Source organism: Hymenobacter sp. DG25A (assembly GCF_001280305.1).
In the GTDB taxonomy this organism is placed as follows: domain Bacteria; phylum Bacteroidota; class Bacteroidia; order Cytophagales; family Hymenobacteraceae; genus Hymenobacter.
The window spans coordinates 1,340,263-1,365,663 of record NZ_CP012623.1 but is presented as its reverse complement, the minus strand read 5'-3'; the positions used below and the strand labels follow the sequence as shown (position 1 = coordinate 1,365,663).

At 55.1% G+C, this 25,401-nt stretch carries 25 protein-coding genes; 11 read left to right on the top strand and 14 right to left on the bottom strand.

Annotated elements, in window-relative coordinates; genetic code table 11:
• Window positions 1-17: 17 nt before the first annotated feature.
• Together AM218_RS17230 and AM218_RS05875 are read right to left on the bottom strand one after the other, a co-directional pair.
• Window positions 18-278: a YxzC family protein gene (locus AM218_RS17230; protein ID WP_071843858.1), complete on the bottom strand. Its 261-nt coding sequence runs from the start codon at window positions 276-278 to the stop codon at window positions 18-20.
• 129 nt (window positions 279-407) lie between these two features.
• Window positions 408-1,019, bottom strand: coding sequence for an acyl carrier protein phosphodiesterase (locus tag AM218_RS05875; RefSeq protein ID WP_054412735.1), 612 nt, complete (start codon window positions 1,017-1,019; stop codon window positions 408-410).
• A 126-nt stretch (window positions 1,020-1,145) separates the two neighbouring features.
• Here AM218_RS05875 and AM218_RS05870 point away from each other — a divergent pair, with 126 nt between their 5' ends.
• From AM218_RS05870 to AM218_RS05850, 5 genes are all read left to right on the top strand, one after another.
• On the top strand, window positions 1,146-1,658 hold the full coding sequence (locus AM218_RS05870) for a pyridoxamine 5'-phosphate oxidase family protein (protein ID WP_054412733.1): 513 nt from the start codon (window positions 1,146-1,148) through the stop codon (window positions 1,656-1,658).
• A gap of 329 nt (window positions 1,659-1,987) precedes the next feature.
• Window positions 1,988-2,686 (top strand): hypothetical protein, encoded by a 699-nt coding sequence (locus tag AM218_RS05865; protein ID WP_054412731.1) that lies wholly within the window; start codon window positions 1,988-1,990, stop codon window positions 2,684-2,686.
• A gap of 53 nt (window positions 2,687-2,739) precedes the next feature.
• On the top strand, window positions 2,740-3,828 hold the full coding sequence (locus AM218_RS05860) for a porin (protein ID WP_071843708.1): 1,089 nt from the start codon (window positions 2,740-2,742) through the stop codon (window positions 3,826-3,828).
• A gap of 123 nt (window positions 3,829-3,951) precedes the next feature.
• Entirely contained in the window at window positions 3,952-6,735 is a 2,784-nt protein-coding gene (gene leuS / locus AM218_RS05855; RefSeq protein WP_054412726.1) for a leucine--tRNA ligase, read from the top strand.
• A gap of 277 nt (window positions 6,736-7,012) precedes the next feature.
• Window positions 7,013-7,933, top strand: a complete 921-nt coding sequence (locus AM218_RS05850; protein ID WP_054412724.1) for a bestrophin family protein — start codon at window positions 7,013-7,015, stop codon at window positions 7,931-7,933.
• A gap of 47 nt (window positions 7,934-7,980) precedes the next feature.
• Here the strand turns inward: AM218_RS05850 and AM218_RS05845 are convergent, their stop codons facing one another.
• Together AM218_RS05845 and AM218_RS16925 are read right to left on the bottom strand one after the other, a co-directional pair.
• Window positions 7,981-8,340, bottom strand: a complete 360-nt coding sequence (locus tag AM218_RS05845) for an MmcQ/YjbR family DNA-binding protein (RefSeq protein ID WP_054412722.1) — start codon at window positions 8,338-8,340, stop codon at window positions 7,981-7,983.
• Window positions 8,341-8,427: 87 nt separating this feature from the next.
• Window positions 8,428-8,604 (bottom strand): DUF6728 family protein, encoded by a 177-nt coding sequence (locus AM218_RS16925; RefSeq protein WP_197070399.1) that lies wholly within the window; start codon window positions 8,602-8,604, stop codon window positions 8,428-8,430.
• A gap of 903 nt (window positions 8,605-9,507) precedes the next feature.
• Here AM218_RS16925 and AM218_RS05840 point away from each other — a divergent pair.
• Together AM218_RS05840 and AM218_RS05835 are read left to right on the top strand one after the other, a co-directional pair.
• Window positions 9,508-11,289 (top strand): serine hydrolase domain-containing protein, encoded by a 1,782-nt coding sequence (locus AM218_RS05840; RefSeq protein WP_157547540.1) that lies wholly within the window; start codon window positions 9,508-9,510, stop codon window positions 11,287-11,289.
• A gap of 79 nt (window positions 11,290-11,368) precedes the next feature.
• Window positions 11,369-11,827: a nuclear transport factor 2 family protein gene (locus AM218_RS05835; RefSeq protein ID WP_054412718.1), complete on the top strand. Its 459-nt coding sequence runs from the start codon at window positions 11,369-11,371 to the stop codon at window positions 11,825-11,827.
• Window positions 11,828-11,836: 9 nt separating this feature from the next.
• Here AM218_RS05835 and AM218_RS05830 read toward each other — a convergent pair whose 3' ends face one another.
• The 5 genes from AM218_RS05830 to ispG form a co-directional block, all read right to left on the bottom strand.
• Entirely contained in the window at window positions 11,837-12,157 is a 321-nt protein-coding gene (locus tag AM218_RS05830) for a DUF6984 family protein (RefSeq protein ID WP_054412716.1), read from the bottom strand.
• Window positions 12,158-12,417: 260 nt separating this feature from the next.
• Window positions 12,418-13,086: an HAD family hydrolase gene (locus AM218_RS05825; protein WP_054412713.1), complete on the bottom strand. Its 669-nt coding sequence runs from the start codon at window positions 13,084-13,086 to the stop codon at window positions 12,418-12,420.
• 367 nt (window positions 13,087-13,453) lie between these two features.
• Window positions 13,454-14,116: a Rossmann-fold NAD(P)-binding domain-containing protein gene (locus AM218_RS05820; RefSeq protein ID WP_054412711.1), complete on the bottom strand. Its 663-nt coding sequence runs from the start codon at window positions 14,114-14,116 to the stop codon at window positions 13,454-13,456.
• Window positions 14,117-14,162: 46 nt separating this feature from the next.
• Window positions 14,163-15,149 carry a hypothetical protein gene (locus AM218_RS05815; RefSeq protein WP_157547539.1) on the bottom strand — a complete coding sequence of 329 codons (987 nt, stop codon included), beginning with the start codon at window positions 15,147-15,149 and terminating at the stop codon, window positions 14,163-14,165.
• An 84-nt stretch (window positions 15,150-15,233) separates the two neighbouring features.
• Complete coding sequence (gene ispG / locus AM218_RS05810; RefSeq protein WP_054412707.1) at window positions 15,234-17,234, bottom strand: (E)-4-hydroxy-3-methylbut-2-enyl-diphosphate synthase; 2,001 nt, start codon at window positions 17,232-17,234, stop codon at window positions 15,234-15,236.
• A gap of 252 nt (window positions 17,235-17,486) precedes the next feature.
• On the opposite strand from ispG, the gene AM218_RS05805 reads away from it, so the two are divergent.
• Together AM218_RS05805 and AM218_RS05800 are read left to right on the top strand one after the other, a co-directional pair.
• A complete protein-coding gene (locus AM218_RS05805) occupies window positions 17,487-17,969 on the top strand; it encodes a TlpA disulfide reductase family protein (protein ID WP_071843707.1) in 483 nt (160 codons plus the stop codon).
• A 39-nt stretch (window positions 17,970-18,008) separates the two neighbouring features.
• Window positions 18,009-18,626 (top strand): thioredoxin family protein, encoded by a 618-nt coding sequence (locus tag AM218_RS05800; protein ID WP_054412705.1) that lies wholly within the window; start codon window positions 18,009-18,011, stop codon window positions 18,624-18,626.
• A 134-nt stretch (window positions 18,627-18,760) separates the two neighbouring features.
• Here the strand turns inward: AM218_RS05800 and AM218_RS05795 are convergent, their stop codons facing one another.
• From AM218_RS05795 to AM218_RS05785, 3 genes are all read right to left on the bottom strand, one after another.
• Window positions 18,761-19,744 carry an NAD(P)H-quinone oxidoreductase gene (locus AM218_RS05795; RefSeq protein ID WP_054412703.1) on the bottom strand — a complete coding sequence of 328 codons (984 nt, stop codon included), beginning with the start codon at window positions 19,742-19,744 and terminating at the stop codon, window positions 18,761-18,763.
• Window positions 19,745-19,854: 110 nt separating this feature from the next.
• Window positions 19,855-20,379, bottom strand: coding sequence for a PAS domain-containing protein (locus AM218_RS05790; RefSeq protein WP_054412701.1), 525 nt, complete (start codon window positions 20,377-20,379; stop codon window positions 19,855-19,857).
• A 47-nt stretch (window positions 20,380-20,426) separates the two neighbouring features.
• Complete coding sequence (locus AM218_RS05785) at window positions 20,427-20,786, bottom strand: hypothetical protein (RefSeq protein ID WP_157547538.1); 360 nt, start codon at window positions 20,784-20,786, stop codon at window positions 20,427-20,429.
• A 206-nt stretch (window positions 20,787-20,992) separates the two neighbouring features.
• On the opposite strand from AM218_RS05785, the gene AM218_RS05780 reads away from it, so the two are divergent.
• Together AM218_RS05780 and AM218_RS05775 are read left to right on the top strand one after the other, a co-directional pair.
• Window positions 20,993-21,490 carry a hypothetical protein gene (locus AM218_RS05780; protein WP_054412696.1) on the top strand — a complete coding sequence of 166 codons (498 nt, stop codon included), beginning with the start codon at window positions 20,993-20,995 and terminating at the stop codon, window positions 21,488-21,490.
• 220 nt (window positions 21,491-21,710) lie between these two features.
• Window positions 21,711-21,965 carry a hypothetical protein gene (locus tag AM218_RS05775; RefSeq protein ID WP_054412694.1) on the top strand — a complete coding sequence of 85 codons (255 nt, stop codon included), beginning with the start codon at window positions 21,711-21,713 and terminating at the stop codon, window positions 21,963-21,965.
• Between the two features lie 99 nt (window positions 21,966-22,064).
• Here AM218_RS05775 and AM218_RS05770 read toward each other — a convergent pair whose 3' ends face one another.
• Window positions 22,065-22,673, bottom strand: coding sequence for a hypothetical protein (locus AM218_RS05770; protein ID WP_231717555.1), 609 nt, complete (start codon window positions 22,671-22,673; stop codon window positions 22,065-22,067).
• 335 nt (window positions 22,674-23,008) lie between these two features.
• Entirely contained in the window at window positions 23,009-25,198 is a 2,190-nt protein-coding gene (locus AM218_RS05765; RefSeq protein WP_054412692.1) for a glutamine synthetase III family protein, read from the bottom strand.
• Window positions 25,199-25,401 lie beyond the last annotated feature (203 nt).

The window sequence follows — 25,401 nt, the reverse complement described above, 5'->3', positions numbered from 1 at the left end:
CCATTTTATGGTGAAGCCTACAAATTAAGGCTTTCGGCATAAGATCTTAAATCTTCGTCATTGTGGAGATAGGACTCAGGCGAGTCCATTAGGTCTATACCTTCTAAGAAAAGAATGGCTTTCCAGACTTCTACTTCCTTACTGTTTTCATAGAGGTAAGCGTGACTTTCCAATCCTTCTCTTGCTGAAAAGGCCCATTTTGAAGCGTCTTCTCTGCTTAAGTGACCATTCAAAACTCTTTGTAGAATTTCAAAAATGGCCTTTCTGCTAATTACCATTTTTCTCCAATTTGCCTTGATTATCAAATTGATAGTAAACTTCCTGTTTCCGGCCTAACTATTCTAGTTCTCTAGACTTCCCCATAAAATAGGCCATCCAAAACTAGAGAACATCATTTAACCCTTTATCTACCCAACGCTTCGCCCAGCTACCCCCGCCCGCAACTCCGGCCAAAACGCCCGAAAATCCGCCTCATACGCCGGCAACTCCGCCAGAAATGCTTCCGCTCCCGTTGCTAACACTTCTGCACTGGGTACACGGCGGCTCAACCCCAACAACGCCCGACGCAAGCCTTCTGGCTGGGCGTAGCCGGTAAGCCAGTCGTCGCGGCGCATGTAGTGGAGCATGTGCTGCAGGCGCTCCGGTAGCTCCTCGCGGCGGGCGTGTAGCAGCGTATACATGCGCTGGCTGAAGGCGGCCAGCGGCTCGGCGGCATCGTCATGAAACTCCGTGAAGTTGCGGGCCAGCAGGTGGTCGAAACCAACATCGGATACCACCCCGGCCCATTTGCCCAGGCCGGCCGCGCGCAGACGGGCGGTGGTGCGGCGCACAATGGGGTGGGCATCCGTAAACGTATCGATGGCGCGGTGCAGGATAATACCGCGCTGCACGGCCTCAGGATAAGCCAGCAGGCCGGCGCGGCCCCGCACGGCCTCGGCGGCAAAATTACCGACTACAATATCTTGGTAGTGCGGATGCGCGGGCGGGCCGGAGAGCAGCAGATGAGCTAGAAAATTCACGGATGCAAGGTAAGGTCTTGGCCAGTACTTTCGGGTGGCGCCGGCCCGCGTGCAAACCATGGCCGGAGCCAGCCCGTAAGCACTGAGACGTTTTACAACCCGACATCCACTTACGATTCTACGCTTATGTCATCCAAAACACCCGTCACCCACGATCTGACTACGCTGCTGGAAAAAATCAAAGATGTGCGCATTGCCATGCTCACCACTTCCGATGACCAGCACTACCTGCATAGCCGCCCCATGTTCACGCAGAAGCCGGATGCTGATGGCTCCCTGCTATTTCTGACGGATAAAGATTCGGCCAAGATTTACGAGGTTAAAAAGGACAGCCAGGTAAACCTGAGCTATTCCAACCCCGACAGCAACGTGTACGTCTCGGTATCGGGCCGTGCCAACGCCTTCCGCGACCAGGCCAAGATTGATGAACTCTGGAGTGAGCCCATGCGCGCCTGGTTCCCCAAAGGCAAAGACGACCCTCAGATTATGATTCTGAAGGTGGAAATTGATAAAGGCGAGTACTGGGATACGCCCAGTTCCCTGCTCACGCAGGTTTATGCCTACGCCCGCGCCGTAGTAACCGGCGAGCCCAGCAAGGACGACGACGTAAACCAGCACGCCGAGGTGAAGGTTAAGTAAGTTTGCTGCACACTTTTGAAAAGGGCCGGAAGCAGTTCCGGCCCTTTTTTGTTGTTTTAGGGCGAGGAATCAGCAGCTTGAGCTAGTTCCCCTCCTCAGATGAGGAGGGGTTAGGGGTGGTTGATGAACGGCAGAACGTTTTTTCTTTCCGAAAGAGGGTCATGCTGAACGTAGTCGAAGCATCTCGCTCGTGGTCGTTGAGTTTACCACTCTAACGTCAGCACGCGAGATGCTTCGACTCCGCTCAGCATGACGTTCCTTGTAAAACAACAATTGATCAACCAAAACCCCTCCGCAACTAAGGCGGGAAACTAACTTTATTTTTAGCAGTGCCACTCACCACTCTTTCCGTGCTTACCCTACGTCCCGGCAATGGCCGCTGGGGCCTGGCGCAGATGGGCACCGCCCAACGGCCGCTGCAACGGGTACCGGGGCTACGTTTCCATAAACTGCTGGGCAGCGGGGCAGACTCCTATCAGTTTATGCCCAACCTGAACCGCTACGGCTTTATGGCCGTGTGGGAATCAGAAGAAGCCGCGGCTACTTTCTTTGCCACGCACCCGGTGTGGCAGGAATACCGGAACCGCACCCAGGAAATCTGGACGGCGCGGCTGGCCCCTATGCAGGCCCACGGCCTCTGGGATGGCAGCAACCCTTTTGCGTACCCCACGGATGGGGTTTTGCCGGCTGAGGGGCCGGTAGCGGTGCTTACGCGGGCCTCTATCCGGTGGCAAAAAACGCCCCGCTTCTGGCGCTACGTAGCGCCCAGTCTGGCCGCCGCCAACAAGGCCCCGGGCGTGCAGGCTTCTATTGGCCTGGGCGAGCTGCCGGTGGTCCGGCAGGCCACGTTCAGTATCTGGGAGTCGGTGCAGGCCATGCAGACGTTTGCCTACCGCAACGAGCTGCACAAAGAGGTAATCCGGCTTACGCGCCAGGAGAAATGGTATGGCGAGGAGCTGTTTGCGCGGTTTCGGGTGCTGAGCACGGAAGGAACCTGGGACGGGCTGAACCCGGCGGCCGTACGGTAAAACCAAACGATATTTATCCGCCCCAACACCTACAGTACGCTGACCGGCTATTGATGAAACACACGCTACTCATCCTATCTGCGCTTCTTTTTTCGCGGATTGGCCTGGCCCAAACCCCTCCTGCCGACTCCACAGCAGCCAGCCCCGTGACGGTTTATGGTTTTTTAGACGCGTATTACGGCTTCGATTTTCCTACCAAACGACAACAGCGGCCCGCTTTTCTGTACTCTCATAATCGGGCTAATGAATTTGCGCTCAACAATGGCCTGCTGGGAATCCGCTACCAGCAAGGCGGCATAAGGGGGGCGCTGGCCCTGCAGGCCGGCACCTATGTAGAAGCGAATTATGCGGCCGAGCCGGGGCCGCTTCGGCATTTGTATGAAGCCTATGCAGGCTTTCAGCCTACCCAAAATATCTGGCTGGATATGGGGATTTTCTCCTCTCACATTGGGTTCGAGTCGGCCATCAGCAAAGATAACTGGACGCTGACCCGCTCAGTTATGGCGGAAAACTCGCCTTATTATGAGGCCGGGGTGCGCCTTACTTACGCCCCCACGCCCCGGCTTACGCTTACCGGGCTGGTGCTGAACGGCTGGCAGAACCTGCGGGACAACAACCGAGGCAAAGCCCTGGGCACGCAGTTGCAGTGGAAACCAACGGACAGGCTCCTGCTCAACAGCAGCACTTTTTATGGCAACGAGCAGCCCCAGGATTCGGCGCGGCGGCGGCGCTTCTTCCATGATTTTTACGTCACTTATGAAACTTCAAAGCGCCTGCAGCTAGCCCTGGTGTTTGATGTGGGCTTGCAGGAAGCGCCCAACCGGGTGGCCGACACCTGGCATACCGGCGCAGCCCTGGCCCGCTTTCAGCTCTCCGGCCAATGGCAAGCCACTGCCCGTGCCGAGTACTATCATTCACGGCACGGCGTGGTTATTCAATCCAGCCGCCCTCTGGCTACTACTCCTTTGTTCCAAGTGGCTGCCGCCTCCCTTACCACCGGCTATGCGCCTTCCCCACAGCTGCTGGTGCGGCTGGAAGGCCGCGTGTGGCGCGGCAAAGCCGCGCTGTTTGAGCCAACCACCACAGGCGGTGCCACGCATAGCTATGGCAGCCTGACCTCCTCCATGGCCCTAAGCTTCTAAGCACGAAAGCAGTAGAGCACGAGGCAACTCCCTGGTAAGCCTGGTATTACACAAAGAATTTTCAGAACATGAGGCGGTGCGGTTCTTTCCGTAATTTCGCCCCTGTCAACGAAGCAGATTACCATGCCCGGCTACTACCCCCAGGATATCGAGAAGAAGTGGCAAGCCCACTGGAAAGAGCAGAATACCTTCAAAGCCGAAAACAGCTCGGATAAGCCCAAGTTTTATGTGCTGGACATGTTCCCGTACCCCTCCGGGGCAGGGCTGCACGTAGGGCACCCGCTGGGCTACATTGCTTCGGATATTGTGTCGCGCTACAAGCGCCTGCAGGGCTTTAACGTGCTGCATCCCATGGGTTTCGACTCCTTCGGCCTGCCTGCCGAGCAGTACGCCATCCAGACCGGGCAGCACCCTGCTATTACCACGGAGCAGAACATTGAAACCTACATTCGGCAGCTCAACTCCCTGGGTTTCAGCTACGACTGGAGCCGCGAAGTGCGGACCTCCGACCCCAGCTACTATAAGTGGACGCAGTGGATTTTCCTCAAGCTGTTCAACTCCTGGTATAACCTGGATACCGACCGCGCCGAGCCGCTGAAAACTCTACTGGAGAAGTTTGAGCAGAATGGCAGCGAAGGAATTCGCGCGGCCGGCGACGATGAGGAGCGGCACAGCTTCACGGCGGGCCAGTGGCAGTCGTTCAGCGAAAAACAGCGTTTGCAGGCCGTGCACCCCTACCGCCTGGCCTACCAGCAGGACACCTACGTGAACTGGTGCCCCGGCCTGGGCACGGTGCTTTCCAACGATGAAGTAAAAGACGGGCTTTCCGAGCGCGGCGGCTTCCCCGTAGAGCGCCGCCTCATGCCCCAGTGGAACCTGCGCATCACCGCCTACGCCGACCGCCTCCTGCGCGGCCTCGACCACATCGACTGGCCCGAAGCCGTGAAGGAAATGCAGCGCAACTGGATTGGCAAGAGCATTGGCGCCGAGGTGACGTTTGAGGTGCAAAACCACCCCAGCGCCCACATTAAGGTGTATACCACCCGCGTAGACACTATTTACGGTGCCACTTTCCTGGTGCTGGCCCCCGAGCACGAGCTAGTGACGGAGCTGACCACGCCAGAGCAGAAGGAGCACATTGAGGAGTACATCAACGCCACCAAGCGCCGCTCGGAGCGCGACCGGATGGCCGATACCAAGACGGTTTCCGGCGCCTTCACGGGCAGCTTCGCCATTAACCCGGTAAGCGGCGAGCCGGTGCAGATCTGGATTGCTGATTACGTGCTGGCCGGCTACGGCACCGGCGCCGTAATGGCCGTACCCAGCGGCGACCAGCGCGACTATGTTTTTGCCAAGCACTTCAACCTGCCCATTATTCAGGTAACCGACGCGCAGCATAACCTGGAAGAGCAAGCCGACCCCACCAAGGAAGGCCAGTACATCAACTCGGGCATCATCAATGGCCTCGGCTACAAAGAAGCTACCCAAAAGCTTATTGCTTACCTGGAAGAGAAAGGCCAGGGCAAAGGCAAAACCAACTTCCGTATCCGCGACGCCATCTTCGGCCGCCAGCGCTACTGGGGCGAGCCCATCCCGATTTACTACAAGGATGGTGTAGCCTACGGCGTGGCTGAAGCCGACCTGCCGCTGGTACTGCCGGAAATTGACGAGTACAAGCCCACTGAATCCGGCGAGCCGCCCCTGGGTCGCGCCAAGGACTGGAAGTACAAAGGTCAGTACGAGTACGAGCTGAGCACCATGCCCGGCTGGGCCGGCTCTTCCTGGTACTACCTGCGCTACATGGACCCCACCAACGAAACCCGTTTCGTGGGCGAAGAAGCCGAGAAATACTGGAAGAATGTAGACTTATATCTGGGTGGTGCAGAGCACGCTACGGGCCACCTGCTCTACTCCCGCTTCTGGCACCTGTTCCTGAAAGATCTGGGCCTGGTAACGGCTGATGAGCCCTTCCAGAAGCTCATCAACCAGGGCATGATTCTGGGTCGCTCGAACTTCGTGTACCGCATCAACGGCACCAACACGTTTGTGACGGCCAGCAAGAAAGACCAGTACGAAACCACCACACTCCACGTGGACGTGAACATCGTGGAAAACGATGTGCTTGATATTGAAGCCTACAAAAAATGGCGTGATGAGTACGCCACGGCTGAGTTCATCTTAGAGGATAACGGCACCTACATGTGCGGCGTCGAGGTGGAGAAGATGTCGAAGTCGAAGTACAACGTGGTGAGCCCGGATGTTCTCATTGAGAAGTTTGGGGCTGATGCGCTGCGCCTGTACGAAATGTTCCTGGGGCCACTGGAGCAGTTCAAGCCCTGGAATACCAACGGCATGAGCGGCGTTTCGGGCTTCCTCAAGAAGCTCTGGCGCCTCTACCACCCGCAGGATGGCGAGTTTGCGGTAACTGATGAATCTGCTACGCCGCAGGAACTGAAGGCGCTTCACAAGGCCATTAAGAAAGTAGAGGAAGACATTGAGCGGTTCAGCTTTAACACCACCGTGAGTGCCCTGATGATTACGGTGAACGAGCTGACGGCCCTGGACTCGCACAAGCGCGCCGTGCTGGAGCCACTGGTGGTACTGATTTCGCCCTACGCGCCCCACCTGGCGGAGGAGTTGTGGCAGAAGCTGGGCCACGCGGCCGGCAGCATCAGCTCCGCCTCCTACCCCGAGTTCAGGGAAGAGTATCTGGTAGAAGACACCGTTACGTATCCGATAGCCATCAACGGCAAAGTGCGTGAGCAGCTGCAGTTTGCCGCTACCGCCACCCCCGCTGAGATTGAGGCCGCCGTGCGCGCTACTGATATCCTGGCCCGCTTCGCCGAGGGCAAAGAAGCCAAAAAGGTAATTGTAGTACCCGGTCGCATGGTAAACGTGGTGGTGTAATTACCCAACTACACAAAAGCAAAAGGCCCGCTGGTTAGCTCCAATGGGCCTTTTTTTATTTCAACTTCTCCTCTATTCTCACCACACCTCAGTGTCATCCTGAGCTTGCGAAGGACCTTCTCACGAAAGAACTACTTGCCAAGCAACGACTCGTTCCGCTGTGACAAGGTCCTTCGCAAGCTCAGGATGACACGGTAGTAGGAACGTCTCTGGTGTTTTACTTCAGTTGTGGCTGATTGGCAGCAGCCAAATCCGTGGTTCAGTCGTAAGGGGGCCTATGATTATCCGACCTAAGTACAACTGGTTTCAAATGCTGTTTGTGTGGGAGGGCTCGGTGCTGCCGCAGATTCTGCCCCGGCTCTTCCTCCTGTTTGTATTGTCGGTGGTGGTGACGTACTATCACGGCACCATTTTTCAATATAGAATACCGCTCACGGCGGCACCCTTCACGCTGTTTGGAGTGGCGCTGGCCATCTTTCTGGGGTTTTATAACACCGTCAGCTACGACCGTTTCTGGGAGGGGCGCAAGCTGTGGGGGTCCCTGCTCAACGACAGCCGCTCCCTGGCCCGCCAGGCCCTCACCATGAGCGGCTACCCACCCAATTCGGCGGAGGTGGCGCACTTCATGCAGCTGCTCATAGCCTGCACCCATACCCTACGGCATCAGCTGCGTCTTACTAACCCTTCGGCTGAACTGCAGCGCCTGCTCCCGCCCCATCTGGCCGACGCCGTGCAGCAGGCGCATTTTAAGCCCATTATGCTGCTGCGCGAAATGGGCCGCTGGGTGCAGCAGGCCCGCGCCGCCGGCCTGCTGGATACCAACACCCAACTCGCCTTCGACCAAAACTTCAACAAGCTTTCCGATATCGTGGGCGGCTGTGAGCGACTGGCCAGCACCCCCGTGCCCTACACCTACAGCGTGCTGCTGCACCGCACGGTGTACCTCTACTGCTTTCTGCTGCCGTTTGGTCTGGTGGAAAGTATCACCTGGGCCACGCCGCTGGTAGTAGTGTTCATCGGCTACACTTTTATGGCACTGGATGCCATTATCAGCGAAATTGAAGAGCCTTTTGGCACGCAGCCCAATGACCTTGCCCTCAACTCCATGAGCTACATGATTGAAACCACGCTGCGCGAAATGGCCGGCCAGCCCGTGCCGGAGTGGCCGGCCCCGCATACGGGCTATAGGTTTGATTAGAGGGGGCTTACTGCCCTAACAAACACTGACTTCGGCAGCTGGCCGGTCTACTCCTGCGGCCCGGCCACTGCTTCGCGCACGGTGCGGGGCAGCGAGGCCAGCACCAGGCTATAGGAATGATCTACCCACTCCTGCAGCTGCTCATCCGTTACGCCGGTGCCTATCAGCACGGTGTTCCAGTGCTTTTTATTCATGTGGTAGCCGGGCTGTACGTAATCGTATTTCTCCCGCAGCTCAATGGCAAACTCCGGGTCGCACTTCAGGTTCACGCTGCCAAACGTGTCGATGTCCGTGAGGGCAAAGATTTTGCCGCCCACTTTAAACACCAGAGTTTCCGGGCCGAAGGGCGTTTCTTCCGTTACGCCGGGCTTGAGCAGGCAATAGTCGCGGAAGTCTTCAATATTCATGGGAATTCAGTTTACAGTTGCCAGTGGGGAGTTGCCAGTTCATCCGATGAGCTCTGATACCCGGCAACTTTCAACTGGCAACTGATTTTACCGGACAAACCAGCGGTAGAGCAGCACCAGCAAGCCAACCACAAACATGGCCATGCTCAGCTTATTGATGAAGTGCATGGAGCGCAGGTTGAAGTTGGTTTTACGGTTAGGATCATTCTTGCGGAAGAAATAACCAAACACGGGTCCTAAATCGAAGAGGCCTTTGGAACGCATAGACTTGACAAAATACCCCGCCGAAGAAGGGAGTGAATAAGTAAAACTACAACAAAAAGCTATTCAGGCTTTGTAAGGTTTGCGGGAATAAAAAGCGCCGCCCGTAGCCAACCAGGCTTTGGTAGAAGGGCACTTAAGCCTAACCATAAGACAAACGCCGCCCTCGTTTTCCAGCACCTGCATGCTTTCCAGTGAAACAAGTAGCCCGGGGCCATAGTTGCGGGCGCTGGGAGAAATATATGTTAGCAGCTATCAGCTTCCCCCGGTATATACTCTTAGCTAAAGATGCTTAAAGAAGTTTATCGAAACTGAGGTGAATGGCCTGCTGGGTTAGTCGAAGCATCTCGCGTGCTGATGTCATCAAACCATTGTCATGCTGAGCGCAGTCGAAGCATCTTACTAGTGTGGTATGTATACCACTGCAACGAAGCGGTAGAGATGCTTCGACTGCGCTCAGCATGACCGGAACGGGGTTCTCTAATAAGTTTTACAGTTATCAACCTCACCATTTTCTGCGTTTTGAGTCTCGCTGCTGCGCCGGCATTCCGCAAATGAACAGATTAATTCGAGGCATGGTAGCCACCTCCTGTTTATCAGCATATTTATATAGCTGAATGCAGAGCCCTAAACTATGATATGCCCCCCAGAAGGTAATTGAAGAAGGCTCATTTGCTGGAAACGAGCCAACACAGTCTTCTATCAAATAGAATTTTATGAGCTGTATGCCCCTTTTTGCCTCCTGACTAACCGGCGCTGGAAGCAACCAAATTCATCCGGAATAATTCATAATATTTATCCTGTTATTAAATTTTATTTCGCGGAATATTCAAATAAATTGCTTGCCTATAAGGCTTCCCCGGATGGGGTTAAGCTGTGAAGTTGGAACGTGTAGTTGGCAAGCATTTGAAACAAATTTTTACGCTCCTGCTGGTCCTTTTGGGCCTGCGAGCATCCGCTCAAACCGGTATTCCTGTTCCCCAGCTCGCGCCTTGCGACACGGCCATTCAGCAGTTTATGAAACGCTGGGACGTGCTGGGTGCCTCCGTAGCCATCAGCAAGGATGGCAGGCTGGTCTACGACCGGGCTTTTGGCTACGCCGACCAGGCCCGCCAGACCCCCATGCAGCCCTATAACCTGCTGCGGGTAGCCAGCCTTTCAAAACCCGTGACGGCCATTGCCATCATGAAGCTGGTGGAAGATGGGCGCATTAGCCTCAACTATAAGGCCTTTGGCCCCGCGGGTTACTTGCAAAGCCCCTACTACCTCAGCGTTATTACGGATAAGCGTATCTATGATATGACCGTGCAGAACCTGCTGGAGCACAGTGCCGGCTGGGACCGTACCGTACCCTGCGACGGCCACTCCGGCTGCGACCCTATCGACTTCCCGCTGGCCGTCAGCAAGGCCATGCACGCGCCCAACCCCGTCGGCGACTCCACCCTCATCCGCTATTTGCTGAAGCGAGGGTTGAACACAGCCCCCGGTAAGCATTATGCCTATTCCAATGTGGGCTACTTGGTGCTGGGCAAAATTCTGGAGCAGGTAACCCACCAACGATATGAAGCCTGGGTGACAGAGCACGTGCTCCGCCCGGCCGGGGTGCTGGAGGCGCACCTGGGCCATAACCTGCCCGATGCCCGTCAGGAGCGGGAAACCGAGTACCAGGGCCGCAACCGCAAGGCATCCTGCTACGGCACCGGGCAAAAAGTACCGCTCAGCTATGGTGGCTTCAACCTGGAAGCCATGAACGCCCACGGCGGCTGGATTTTCTCGGCCCGCGACCTGGTGCGGCTGCTTCTGGCGGCCGATGGGTTCAACTCCCGGGCTGATATGCTTTCCGCCAGCACCATTGAAGCCATGGCCGCGCCGTCTGCCGCTAACCCGGCCTACGCCAAAGGCTGGATGCTCAACCAGGAAACCTGGCGCCATACCGGCTTTATTGATGGCACCGCTAGCTACCTAACCCGCACGCCCGATGGCTACACCTGCGCTATTCTGCTGAACTCTAACGCCACCTCGGCGGCGTTCTGGAAGGCACTGGACAAGCTGGGTCGCACCTGTGTTCAGGGTGCCGACAGCTGGCCCCAGCAGGATCTGTTTCCGGCGGAAATCAACGCCACCGAGCTTACCGCCACCACCTCTAAAACCGAAGCCGCCCGGCTGCGCTGGACCAACGGCAATGGTACCCGGCGCCTCGTGCTTGTAAAAGCCGATACGCCCGTTGATGCCTTCCCCCAGGATGGCGTTTCATATTCCGGCCATCCTTCCTTTGGGCAGGGCCAGCGCCTGGGCCCGGAAACCTTTGTAGTGAGCAATGGGGAAGATAATGATGTGCTGGTCCGCAACCTCAACCCCCACCGGCAGTATTATGCCCGGGTAATAGAGTACCGGCAGGACGAAACCACCAACAACCTGCCCATTTATACCCTGGAAGGCAACCCGGTTCTGGTACTGAACAGTAAAGAGCCGGTTTTTGCCGCGGTTCGGGCATCGGTGCAGGCTTTGTTTTCCCGCTATGTGCAAAGGAGCACTCCTATTGTAGCGTTGCATACGCCGGAGGCCACCCGGCCGGTATCCGAGGAGTCAGAGCTGACTCCCCGGGCCCTGCAGGCCGCCTCGCCCACTAAATCATATACGCTGCCACAGCAGCTGCCCAATAAGGGAGAAGAAACGCGGGTAAATTAGCGGTAGGGCGGGTTAGTGCTGCGTGCCGGGAGGCTGGTTTTCCCCTATCTTCGCCTATTCCCGGTCACTCCTTCCTGATATGAAAATCCTGCTGCTCATCTGTTCCTTTTTAGCGTTTCTTCCAGTAGCGAAGGCCCAGTCCGGGGCTTTGGAAGAAGCGGCCGTGAAGAAAACCATTGCTACGTTCTTTGATGGAATGCGCAAGGGCGACAGCACCCTGGTCCGCTCCACGCTGGCTCCCGGCGCCATATTTCACACCATTGCCAACCGCAAAGGCACCACCGAGCTGCGGCCGGAAAACCCTAGTGAGTTCGTGAAAGCCGTGGGCACGCCCCACAAGGAAGTATGGGATGAGCGCATCAGCTTCGATAAAATTCTGATTGACGCCAACCTGGCCAGCGTCTGGACGCCCTATGAGTTTTACCTGGGCACTACCTTCAGCCATTGCGGCTACAATTCCTTTCAGCTGGTGAAGCTAGCCGAGGGCTGGAAGATTGCGCACATCATTGACACGCGCCGCAAGGAGAAGTGCAAATAGCCTGTTAGGTTAGAATGCCGGAATCCGCCGCACGGCGGTGTCGTCCACTTTCCAGCAGTCCAGCTCATACAGGTCCCCTGCCTGATCCAGATACAGGGAAACCAGGACCACTACGCCGTCATCGTCCAGGAACTGGGTGCGGGCAATCAGCTCGCCCAGCCGCCGGTCCGGCTGCTTCCCCACAAACCGAAGACTACCGGTTCCGTCGGTATTTAGCTCCGTTACCTGGGCTGTATGCAGCTCTCCCAATAAACGCTCAGCGCCAGCCTGGCCGCGCAGTAAAAACAGCAGCAACCCCAGCTCCGGCAGGTTTAGTGTGCGTTTGTTCATCCGGCAAGCCTCACGGTTTATCTTTTGATAACTACGTAGTTTGAAGAGAAGTGCCAGTGGCCTCAAGCCTTAAATAGCCTTCCTCTGCTCTCCCACAATAATTTTTATAACATAACAGTCTGTCATTCTGAGCTTGGCGAAGGACCTTCTCACGTTAGAACGCCTCGGATAACAACGACTTGTGCATGCGTGAGAAGGTCCTTCGCGAAGCTCAGGATGAAAGGTTTATAAAAAGGCTGTTGAAAACAGACGATTGAAAACTAGTACGCTGGTACGCCGAACGTCTGAATGGTAGCGGAGTTCAGTTGACTCAGGTGCGATACAACGTGGTCGGCGTGGTGCAGGTCCTGGCCTTCGGAATGCTCGCTGCGGTAGCCGATGCAGAACATTCCCGCGGCTTTAGCCGCTGTTACGCCGTTGGCAGAGTCTTCAATAACCAAACATTCCCGGGGAGGCATGCCGCTTAGCTTGGCCGCGTGCAGGAAAATGGCCGGGTCGGGCTTCGACTTCGGGAAATCCTCCCCACTCACCAGGTTGTCGAAATACGGGTACAGCCCGAAGCGGGTGAAAACCCGGTCAATGGTTTCTTTGGAAGCCGAGGAAGCCAGTTGCAGGGGCATGCCCCACCGGAACAGCTCCTCAATTAATACGCGGGCGCCCGGCAGCAACTCCAGCTCCGTCGATTCTTCGAAGGAAACCCCAAACAGCTCCCGCTTGCGGCGGATCAGCGCTTCCACGTCCTGCTGCAGGCCAAACTGCTCCTTAAGCAGCTGGTACACATTGCGGGTGGAAGAGCCGAGGAAGGTGGCATATTCTTCCCGCGTCATGGGAATGCCCAGTTCGGCAAAGTGGCGAAAAAAGGCGTCGTGGTGGAGCGGCTCGGTGTCAACCAGCACACCATCCATATCAAAAATGACGGTTCGAATCATGCAGTAGGGAGAATGCACGGCAAAGGTAGCGAATAGCCTCTGGCGCCGGTTGCCTGCCCTCCTCAAAGCTAAAAGGATGTCATGCAGAGGCAGAGCCGAAGCATCTCGCGGGCTGAGGTTTTGACAAAAGCACGGTCATGCTGAGCGCAGTCGAAGCATCTCGCAGGCTGATGTTGCCAAACTATCTGTCATCCTGAGCTGGCGAAGGACCTTATTAGGGCTGAACGACCATCGAAACAACGACTGGTTCTAGCGTGATAAGGTCCTTCGCCAGCTCAGGATGACAGGCGAAGCGGTAGAGATGCTTGCCTACGGCGACCTTCGGTTCAACTGCGCTCAGCATGACGTTATAAGTTTGTCATCCTTGTTACCCCTTGGCAAGCGCCACAATATTGGGTACTTCCAGCACCGGTTTGAAGTAGCCTTTTTGCACTACGTTAATCATGGCCAGCCCCAGCTCCTTTAAGGTAGAGACATATTGCGGCAGGAACTTCCGCAGGGCCGGATACAGCCACCCGAAGTATTTGTAATACGGCAAGGTATGCTGCAAGCCCGGGGTGGCCTGCATGAAGCCGGGGCGGAACATATAAGCGTGCGCGAAGCCCAGCTTCAGCAAATCATTTTCCGTCTTTCCTTTCACGCGGGCCCACATTTGGCGGCCCTTCTCGGTGCTGTCGGTGCCGGCACCGGACACGTAGCAGAACGTGAGGCCGGGGTTGCGCGGCATCAGGGTGTGGGCGAAATGCAGCGTAAGGTCGTAGGTCAGGCGGCGGTACTCCGGCTCCTTCATGCCTACGGATGACACACCCAGGCAGAAAAAGCAGGCGTTGTAGCCCGTCAGCTGGTCCTGAATGGGTGATAAATCCTGGAAATTCTCGTGCAGGATTTCGCGCAGCTTGGGGTGGGTAATGCCGCTGGGCTTGCGGCTGATGGATAGTACCTGCTCTACCTCCGGGTGGTTCAGACACTCGTGCAGTACCCCCTCACCCACCATGCCGGTTGCCCCGGTCAGAATTGCTTTGATCTTCATGGTGAGGTAGACGGGTGAGCGGCGCGGATGTTTTATGGCTTTTTAACTAATCCTTTTTAGAGTTCAACTTATGTATCATAAGTACTCCATCATCATCTACCAAGCTAGTTTGCAATTGACCAGGTCCTAAATATATAGGCTCATCTAAGTAAACACCATTTGCAGCAAGCATTGCTTCTAACAACGCTGCATATTCTTGATCATCCCAAGGCTTACTACGCAAGGCTCTAAGGGAAACCACTTGCATTTTCTGGGTTGATTTGCAATATATATTCATATATGTTGGAGTATTTTCAGCAATATATTTTCCATAAAACACCAAAGCAGTAGCTTCTATAAATTGCAAATCATCTAGCATAAAATTATTCAAACCTTTTACGGGAGCACAAACATTTTCAACCTCATTGTTATCCTGGAATACTAAGGTCACTCCTATTTCCCCCAGTTTGATGGAAAAACACAGCTTGCGAATTTCATTAATATAGTCATAAGTATCTTCTTTATAATTAAACACGAATAATGACCAAGGCTTAGGTTGAATAAATTCTGTCGGCACCCGAATTGACTGTAGATGTAAATGCATCGCCCCGTAATTCTCTACCTGTTCTGGAGTAAGCAATGGTCCTAAGTGAGGATTACGTACATCCATTTTTAATGACAATTCTTTGTAGAGAGTACCATATAAAATTTTAGAAGCCCATTGAAATATAGTTTGCTCATCATCATGATTCAGGTTCTCAAATTTTCTTTCCATTAAACTCAAAAATCGACTTTCCATTGCTGCCAAGTGTTCATTATTACATTCCTTGCAGCAAGGAATAACTAATCGTTTATACTGGAATCTAGAGCCATTAATCATAGTAAGTGTTTCATTCCAAAGATTAAATTTATGGAGCAACCACTTTGGAAATATATGTTCATCAGATCTATTGCTTTTTGATAGATCTATACCGCAAAGAAAGCATCGCTCAAAAACAAAATCATTGCTATCAAATGGTCTATAGAAATCTAGGGAATCTGTATTTGGATCCATGAGTTAATAATAGATGTATGTATCAAAAAAATAGGAAACCTTTATATGATAAAAGATTTCCTATTACTATTCAAAAGTATCCTGCTACACCCCTACTGGCTCCTCCAGCAACACCGGCTCAATCCATCGGCCATCCTCACGCATTAGCTCAATAAGCTGATCCACTGCCTGGGCTTCCGGTACGGATTTCTTGATGACTTCCTGGCCGCGGTAGAGGGCAATTTTGCCTTTGCCCACGCCCACGTAGCCGTAGTCGGCGTCGGCCATTTCGCCGGGTCCGTTCACGATGCAGCCCATAATGCCGATTTTAACGCCTTTCAGGTGGTCGGTGCGCTTTCGGATCATGGCGGTGGTTTCCTGCAGATCGAACAGGGTGCGGCCGCAGCTGGGGCAGCTGATGTACTCCGTTTTGCTCATGCGGGTGCGCGCCGCCTGCAGAATGCCAAAGCTGAGCTGGTTGAGCTGGTCGATGTTTTGGAGCCATTCCTCTTTCGGGCGCTCGGGCAGCAGCTCGGTGCTCAGCACCACGCCGTCGCCGAGGCCGTCGAGCAGCAGGCCGCCTACGTCGGTGGCGGCGTAGAGCTGGGTTTGCTCGGGCGTGAGCTCCGGGTACTGGCGGTTGATGATGACCGGGTTGGTGACGCCGTTGTTGATCAGCTCGAAAAACGCGCGGCGGATTTCGGGCATGGCGTGGGCGTTATCGGTATAAAGAATGACCACGGCGGTGCTGTCCTCGCGCAGCTGCTGCAGAGCGGCGCTGGTGAGGGAAGCCAGGTTATGGAACACGAAGTTCAGCTCGGGGTGCCTGGCCGCGGCCACGGCGTACTCGGCCTGGGTGAGCACGGGGAAGTGGTCGGGGCGGTGGCCGGCATCCAGCCAGGCGCTGTAATCTACTACCTCCTTCAGGCCGTTGGGCAGCATGAACGGCACGGGGCGCTGGCCGCTGTATAGGTAGTCGGCGCCCAGGTCATTCATCTGGAACTTGTCGAGAAAGGCCGAGTACAAGTGGCCCACGGCCCGCAAATCGGCATATTCTACCGAGACGAGGCGCGAAATATCCACCATCACGCGGGGCACGTTCTGGCCGCCCATGTTCAGCACTTCGCGCGTCACGCGGCGGTGATACTGGAAGGGGTCGATGGGCACTTCCGTTACCGCCGCCATAGGCTTGGCTTCGGCGGCGCGGTGGGTGTAGCGGTCAATCAGAGCTTTGGCCACGGGGGCTTCGGCTTCGGGGGCTTCCGTCAGGGAAACGCGCACGGTGTCGCCGAGGCCATCTTCCAGCAGCGTGCCAATGCCTACCGCCGACTTGATGCGGCCATCTTCGGCCTCGCCGGCTTCCGTTACGCCCAGGTGCAGCGGGTAGGGCTGCAGGCCCTCTTCGTCCAGCTTCTGCACCAGCAGGCGGTAGGCCTGCACCATTACCTGGGTGTTGCTGGCCTTCATGCTGAGCACTACATCGTAGTAATTCTCTTCCTCGCAGAGGCGTAGGAACTCCAGCGCCGACTCCACCATGCCCAGGGGCGTGTCGCCATAGCGCGACAAAATCCGGTCGGACAGGGAGCCGTGGTTGGTGCCGATGCGCATGGCCGTACCATACTGTTTGCAGATTTGCACCAGCGGACGGAACCGCTCCCGAATGCGGTTTACCTCGTCCTGGTAGCTGGCGTCGGTATACTCAATGATGTCGAACTTCTTCTTATCGGCGTAGTTGCCGGGGTTTACGCGCACTTTCTCCACGATGCGGGCGGCCAGCTCGGCGGCGTTGGGCGTGAAGTGGATGTCGGCAATGAGGGGCACGTGGCAGCCGCGCTTGCGCAGCTCCTTTTTGATTTCCAGCAGGTTCTGGGCCTCTTTCACGCTGGGCGCCGTGATGCGTACATACTCGCAGCCGGCCTCTACCATGCGCAGCGTCTGCTCCACCGAGCCCAGCGTGTCCATGGTATCCACGGTGGTCATGCTCTGCACCCGAATAGGGTTCAGGCCTCCCATGGGCACGTCGCCGATTTTTACTTCGCGGCTGAGGCGGCGCTGATACTCGGTGAGGCTGGGGCAGTAAATCTTGGAAGCGGAAGTCGGGGTCATGCGGCGGACAAAGTGGGCGTAGCAGAAACTACGTGAGGACGCGTAAAGTTGCTGAAGGCAAAGGTACGAGGCTTTTCCCTCGATGCTTAAACAGAATTCTTGGGTTCCGGTATCATGCGTTTTCTCCTGTCAGCGGCAGACACTATCCATCCCAGGCTTTAACTCAAATGATGAACAGCCGGTTTTATCCCCTTAAGCGCCGCAACTTTGCGCTTCCTGAACTGTCTTTGCCTAAACAGCCTTTCACCCAACATGAATCGACTTCGGATGATGGCCGTGCTGGCCGGCGTGCTTCTCACTACTGCCGCCAGCGCGCAACAGGTTAGAGTGATTAAGCTACCAGAGCTCCAGAAACTGCTAAACCGCCAGAACGATACCATCTACGTGGTGAATTTCTGGGCTACCTGGTGCGCGCCGTGCGTGAAGGAGTTGCCGCATTTCGAGCAGCTGAACACCACCTACGCCAAACAAAAAGTAAAAGTGCTGCTAGTAAGCATGGATTATGCCTCGCAGCTGGACAAGAAAGTAATACCCTTTGTGCAGAAGTGGGCTCTGAAATCGGAAGTAGTGCTGCTGAATGAAACCGACCCTAATTCCTGGATTGATAAAGTGGATCCGAAATGGACGGGGGCCATACCTTTTACTTTGATTTACCATAAGCAGAAACGCGCCACCTTTGAGCAGGAATTCACGCAGGCCGAGCTAACGGCTCAGCTGCAGAAGTTTCTGCCCTAATTCCTGAGCCTTGTTATTCAACCCAAATTCAATCCGCATATGAAAAAGCTCCTCTCCTTCTTTAGCGCCTGCCTGGCGCTAGTGCTGCTCAGCAACTTTGTGGCGGGCCCGACGGGCTACCAGGTCGGCGACAAAGCCGCTGATTTCAAGCTGAAAAACGTGGACGGCAAAATGGTTTCCCTGGCCGATAACAAGGCCACCAAGGGTTACATAGTGGTCTTCACCTGCAACACCTGCCCTTTTTCCCAGGCCTACGAAAGCCGCATTATTGCACTGCATCAGAAATATGCACCTAAGGGCTATCCGGTAGTAGCCATTAACCCCAACGATGCTACGGCGGTGCCCGAGGAGTCTTTTGGGGATATGAAGGCCCGCGCCGCCAGCCAGAAATTCCCTTTCCCCTATCTGCACGACGAGACGCAACAGGTAGCTAAAACTTACGGTGCCACCCGCACGCCGCACCTGTATATCGTCACGAAAAAAGGCGCTGATTTCATTGTTTCCTACATCGGCGCCATTGATGATAACTCGGAAGATGCTTCGCAGGTGAAAACCAAATATGCGGAGCAGGCCATGACGGATATTCTGGCCGGCAAACCCGCCGCCACCAGCTCTACCAAAGCCATTGGCTGCACCATTAAGTGGAAGAAGGCGTAATAGCGCGCTGCTTTCCTCCATTATCTGTCATCCTGAGCAAAAGCGAAGGACCTTGTCACCGCAGAACTCCCTTCGTAACAACGATAGGTTCATGCGAGAAAAGGTCCTTCGCTTTTACTCAGGATGACTCGTTTTTATTCCTTCCTTGCTCCTACTTCCAGCACAATTTTGCCAATGTGCTCACTGCTTTCTAGCAGACGGTGCGCCGCGGCAGCTTCGGCCAGCGGAAAGGTCCGGTAGATAACCGGCCGGAATTTCCCGGCGGCCAGTAAGGGCCACACGTGCTTTTCTACCTCGGCGGCTAAGGTGGCTTTGAAATCAGCGGAGCGGGGCCGCAACGTGCTACCGGTAATGGTGAGGCGGCCGCGCATAATATCCAGCGCATTGGTCTCCAGCTGGCCGCCGTGCATGGCATTTATAAACACCAAACGGCCATCATCCTTCAGCAGGCGCAGGTTTTTAGGGGTGTAGTCTCCGCCAATCATGTCCAGCACCACATCTACACCTTCCGGGCGCAATACTTCCTCAAAGTCGGCCTCTTTGTAGTTGATGGCCCAGGTAGCACCCAGCGCCTGACAGGCCTGAGCTTTAGCAATACTGCCTACCGTGGTAGCCACCTTGCTGCCCAACGCCTGCGCCAACTGAATGGCTGTGATGCCGATTCCGCTGCTGCCCCCGTGCACCAGCAAGGTTTCACCGGGCTGCAGCGCCCCGCGCTGAAATACGTTGTGCCACACGGTAAACACTGTTTCTGGTAAGGAAGCCGCCTCCGTCATGCTCCAGCCCGCGGGTACGGGCAGGCAATGGCGGGCATCTACCACCGCGTATTCGGCGTACCCGCCGGCGGCCAGCAAAGCACACACGGCGTCGCCGGGCTGCCAGCGGGTTACGTTGGCGCCGCAGCGCTCTACCGTGCCCGCTATTTCCAGGCCGGGCACTACTCCGCTTACGTCGCCGCTGCCGCCGTACTTGCCCTGGCGCAGCAATACATCGGGCCGGTTGACGCCGGCGGCCTGCACTTTAATGAGCACTTCATGCGCCGCGGGCTGCGGAATGGCTTGCTCTCGCACCTGAAGCACCTCGGCACCACCGGGCTGCTGTATCACGATTGTCTGCATCTTCAAAAGTATTGATTCACTTCCTGCTGAAGGTCAGCTTACGGTAGCGGCCATAAAAAAACGGCCTGTGGGGCCGTTCTTTTAATTCGATATGCTGTTTTCTCAGCTGGCTAAGCCTCTTTACTGAGCTGCTGGCGCATAGATTGTAGCTGATGCTCCAGCTCCAGGGTACGGAAGGTTACTTTGGCTTCTAGGTCGGAGTAAGAGCGCTCAAGCTGCTCCTGCAGGCGCTTCTGCTCGGTAATATCAGTGCAGGTACCAAACCAGCGAATAATCTGGCCTTCTTCATCTCGCTGCGGCAAAGCCTGCCCCAGAAACCAGCGGTAGCTGCCTTCTTTGGAAACAAAGCGGTATTCTATTTCATAGAACTCGCCGGTTTGCAGGGAATGGTTCCACCGCTCCCGGGCGCGCTGCCGGTCCTCGGGGTGGAGCAGGTTGTTCCACATTTCGGTGCCGCGGCTGTCCTCCACGGTATACCCGGTGTATTCAATCCACCGCTGATTGAAATAGGTATGAAAGCCGACCGAATCGGTAATCCAGACCAGTTGCGGAATCAGCTCGGCCAGAAATCGAAACTGGCTGGCGTCCTGCGTTATCGGGAAATCTTCACCGGAAGGAACTAGACTATTTGCCATTGAAAAACAGTAGTAGAATCTATCGAAAATGAGGCCCAACGCACGCCCTAGGGGCGCGTGAGCTGCATCTCCATTCCTGATTGAAAATAAAGGTTCAGTGAGCTGAACTCCCCATCGGGGGAGCGGCGCATGCGGGTAATGAGGGCCCGGGTTTCTTCCTCGGAAAGCTGCAGCTGCAGGTAAGGGCGGTTCAGCAGCTCATCTCGCTGCACGGTCCAGTCGCCCTGCGCCGTATGGCCGGGGGCGTGCAGCTGCAAGAATCCGGGCTGCAGTACAAAGTTGGTCGCCAGGGCCAGAGCACTGTTCGGATTCGTTTGGTTTAGTACCCGGTCGGAAACTCGCCATGTACCTGCCAGATATTCATCGGGCAATTGTTGAAGGTTTATGTCAAGCAGCAAATCGGGCATAGAGGCGTCTTAGTCGCACAAAAATAATAATATCCCAAAAAACACGTAGAAAGCTTCTCCGTATTTTCCTTTCAATATTGATGTGCAAGGGCTAATAGGGCTTCTCAAACCCTGTTACCCGTATAAAGATTCCCCAGGATGCCTTTTGCTTATTCTCCTGCTACCTTGTTTCCCGGTACCGATAAGTGGTGCTGGTTTGCTGCCTTATGAAATACCCTAAGAGAGTTCTTCCCTTCCTGCATAACGTGGCCCGCGTCTCGGGCCTGGCGGCCTGGCAAACCGGGCGCCTGTTCCGCAAAACCGCTCTGGCTGCCCTGGAATCCATTCAGGAAGTGCTTCGGTCGGAAGTAAAAAAGGGCAATGTGAAGCTGGTAGCCGATTTTCTGGCGAATAAAGCCATGCCGGCCGCCCGCACCTTGCTGCTGGAGCGTATGGCCGCCCGCCTGTTGGTGCGCATTGGGCTGCGCGGGGTGCTGGCCTCCAACGTAGTGGGCTGGGTGTTGCCGTTTGTATTGGAAAAGCTTCTACAGCTGGCCAATAAAGCCGGCGTTTTTGAGAAAATCAAGGCCAATGATACCGTGGTCGACGCCCTCCACCGCCTGGATGAGCTGAAGCGAGCCACCATAAAAGTTATCCTGCCCGATGCAGGCAGCAGAGCTCAGGTGATGGACGATGACGCCGAGCTTCCCAAACAGCTTCATTAGCCGTTGCCGTTTCTGAAAGTACCTAAAAAACAGTTTTTTATCTGATACTATACAGCGCTGAAAATAATGGCCCGAAGGTATGAAAGGACCCGTTTACTGCTTCTTGAGCGGGGTCTGTGTAATACAAGCAGCAGAGAATAACACACAAAATTTCAGGAACAATGCAGCCTTCCTACTGAGCTTCCCGTACACGGGACCTGAACAACCAACCCTGACTCTTATGAAAATGCCCTTTAAATCCATCCTGCTAGCCGCTACGTTTGCCGCCCTTACTACGGTATCCTGCACCGAAAAGCAGCAGGAGAATACCGAAAACGCGACTGAAAACGCCGCCGAGCAGACGGGTGCTGCTGCAACTGACGCAGCCAACGAAGTACAGGAAGATATGGCCCGGGAGCCCGGTGATACTGCCGTAGTAATAAATAAAGAAACGGAAGGTGTAGTAGATGAAGTGCCTGCTACCAAGCAGAACTAGTTCGGCTATATAGCTTAATATTAAAATGGAAAAGCCCGCCTCAAAATGAGGTGGGCTTTTCCATTTTATAAGGCGAGCAAGGTGGTTATATGAGCCCCTCTAACGACGGGGTATTACCGCTGTAAAAGCCAGGCCAATGGAATTCGCCGCATAGGAATGGTTCTGTTGATCGGTGTACTTCATGGCAGTGTATTGCAAACCCACTCCCCGATACGCCACTTCAAAGATGGGGCCATTGGCGCCCTTGAACTTCATATCCTCCCCTATACCATCGGCCTTGAATTGAATGCTTCGGTGCATAGCCAACCCGGCGCCTATTCGGATACGGTTGGAAACCATCCAGTTCGCCGTTACATCAATGGGTACCCGTGTTAAACGGATATGCGCGTTTTCAGCCGCCGTGGTGACGTATTTATAGCCCACAGTAGCCCGCAAAAGCAGTTTCTCGACTTTCGGAAGCTGAAATTCACCGCCCACGGCAAAGGAAATGCCTTGCCCCGCTTTAACGGATTGAGTATTGCCGTTCGTAAAATACACTTCCGCCACCCGGTCCCCACCAATCGATAAGGCGCCTCCCACCAGGAGACGCGCCCCGGTTGCTTTTTTCCCGGGAGCTTGCGCTATTTGTTCAGTTGTTTGCGCTACCCCTTTCTGAAAAGGAAGTATGGCTAATGAGGCCAATAGAGTCAGGTACCGTAAAGCAGGCATAGATGGGTTAGGTGGAAGGTAGAAGAGTAGTATGAAAGTATGGGGCTGTGGTGCCGCAGCAGCCTACAAGGTTGCTTGTACCAGATCAGCAGCAGGATACTGCATCACACGCCAATATATTAATCGTATATCAAAATTGATATATAACTGGACTGGCTCTTTCATAAAAACTTAACTCTAAACAGAAAAGCCACTTCTACGGATGCAGACGCGGCTTTTTAATGAAATGGAGTGACATAAACGAAAAAAAGCCGCCCCACCCGGAACGGCTTTTTCGAAATCGAGACCGAAGAAAATTCCCACCCAACTTCGGTTCGATTCTGACCCTGGTGGGCTTAGTGCCGGAACAAAAGTTCGCGGTACTTCACCAGGGGCCAGTCCTCATCGGCCACCATCAGCTCCAGTTTATCAACGGAGCGACGGATGACATCGAAATGCGCTTTCACGTTGTCGCAGTAGGCAATAGCCCGCTCGCGCGTGTCTTCCATTTTGTTGGCCACTTTGCGGGCATTCACCATCTCATCCACCTGCGTTTTGATGGTGGCTACGTGGCGCGAAATAGCTTTGATGGTATCAACCGTTACCTGCGTGTACTCATCGTCGAGGCCCAACTCGCGCAGGCCGCGCACATTGTTTACCAGCTTGGTCTGGTAAGACACGGCCGTGGGAATAATGTGGTTCACGGCCAGGTCGCCCATTACGCGGCTTTCAATCTGAATCTTCTTGATGTAGTCTTCCAGCAGGATTTCGTGGCGGGCATGCAGCTCTACGTGCGAGTAGATGTTGTGCCGCTGGAAAACCTGGGTCGATGCTTCCGTAATCAGGGCGTCCAGCGCCTGTGGTGTGGTAGGAATGTTGGACAGACCCCGACGCTCGGCTTCTTCTTTCCACTCGTTGGAGTAGCCATTGCCCTCAAAACGAATGTTCTTGGAAGTGATGACGTAGTCGCGCAGCACGTCCACAATGGCTACTTCCTTCTTCTTGCCCTGCTCAATCATGGCATCCACCGACTTCTTAAACTCGATGAGCTGATCGGCCACAATAGTGTTCAGCACCGTCATAGACGAGGAGCTGTTAGCCGAGGAACCCACGGCCCGGAACTCGAACTTGTTGCCGGTGAAGGCGAAGGGCGAGGTGCGGTTACGGTCGGTGTTGTCGAGCAGGATAGCAGGAATCTTATCGATGCCCAGCTTCAGGTAAATGTTGTCGCCTTTATCCAGCGGCAGCTTGGCGGTGCGCTCCAACTCATCCATCACGGAATCCAGCATAGAGCCCACGAATACCGACATGATGGCCGGCGGCGCTTCGTTAGCGCCCAAGCGGTGGTCGTTGCTGGCCGAGGCGATGCTGGCGCGCAGCAGGTCGCCGTGGGTGTGCACTGCTTTAATGGTGCTGATGAAGAAGGCCAGGAACTGCAGGTTCTCCTTGGGGCGCTTGCCCGGAGCCAGCAGGTTAACACCGGTATCGGTGCTCATAGCCCAGTTGTTATGCTTACCCGAGCCGTTTACGCCGGCATAAGGCTTCTCGTGCAGCAGCACTTTGAAGTTGTGCTTCTCGGCCACCCGGTCCATGATATCCATCAGGAGCTGGTTGTGGTCTACGGCCAGGTTGGCATCCTCGAAGGTAGGCGCGCACTCGTACTGGTTGGGGGCCACCTCGTTGTGGCGGGTACGGAGCGGAATGCCCAGCTTGTTAGATTCTTCCTCGAAATCGAGCATGAAAGCATGCACGCGGCTGGGGATAGAGCCAAAGTAATGGTCTTCCAGCTGCTGGCCTTTGGCCGGTGCGTGGCCGAACAGCGTGCGGCCGGTCATCACCAGGTCAGGGCGCGCATCAAACAGCGCCTTATCCACCACAAAGTACTCCTGCTCGATGCCGAGCGTGGTAGACACGCGGTTTACGTCCTTATCAAAGTACTGGCACACATCTACCGCCGCCTTTTCCAAAGCCGCCAGCGACTTCAGCAACGGTGCTTTGTAGTCGAGGGCTTCGCCGGTGTAGGCAACGAAAATGGTAGGAATGCACAGGGTTTTGGCACCTGCCGTTTCAATAATGAAAGCCGGCGAAGTGGGGTCCCAGGCAGTATAGCCGCGGGCCTCGAAGGTATTACGGATGCCGCCGTTCGGGAACGAGGAAGCATCGGGCTCCTGCTGCACCAGCGCGGAGCCTTTGAAGTTTTCTATCGGACGACCGTCCGAGTTCAGGTCGAAGAAGGAGTCGTGCTTTTCGGCGGTGGCACCGGTGAGGGGCTGGAACCAGTGCGTGTAGTGCGTAGCACCTTTCGCCATGGCCCATGTTTTCATGGCAGAGGCCACAGCATCGGCAACGGAGCGCTCTACGGGCGAGCCTTGCTTGATGGCAGCTTGCAGCTTCTTGAAGTACTCACCGGGCATGGTAGAGCGCATGGCGTCCAGGTTGAACACGTTCTTCCCGAACGAATCGGAACGACGTTCACCGGATGAAATCACCTCGACCGTTTTGCGCTGGTCGACGAGTTCAAGAGCTTTGAAGCGAAGAATGGCCATAAAGAGTTTAACGTGTACTTATACTTGAGTTAGGCAAAGGTAGAACTGGCAAACACTATTATCCAAACAAGCCTATCTAAAACAGGGGTGTTTTTCTGAAATTTCCTTCATAATTTCAACAACACCCCTTCAGAATACCTGTGTTATCTAAATATTACCAGCAAAAAAATGGGTATACCCCCCTATTTCAACTACCCTGCCTC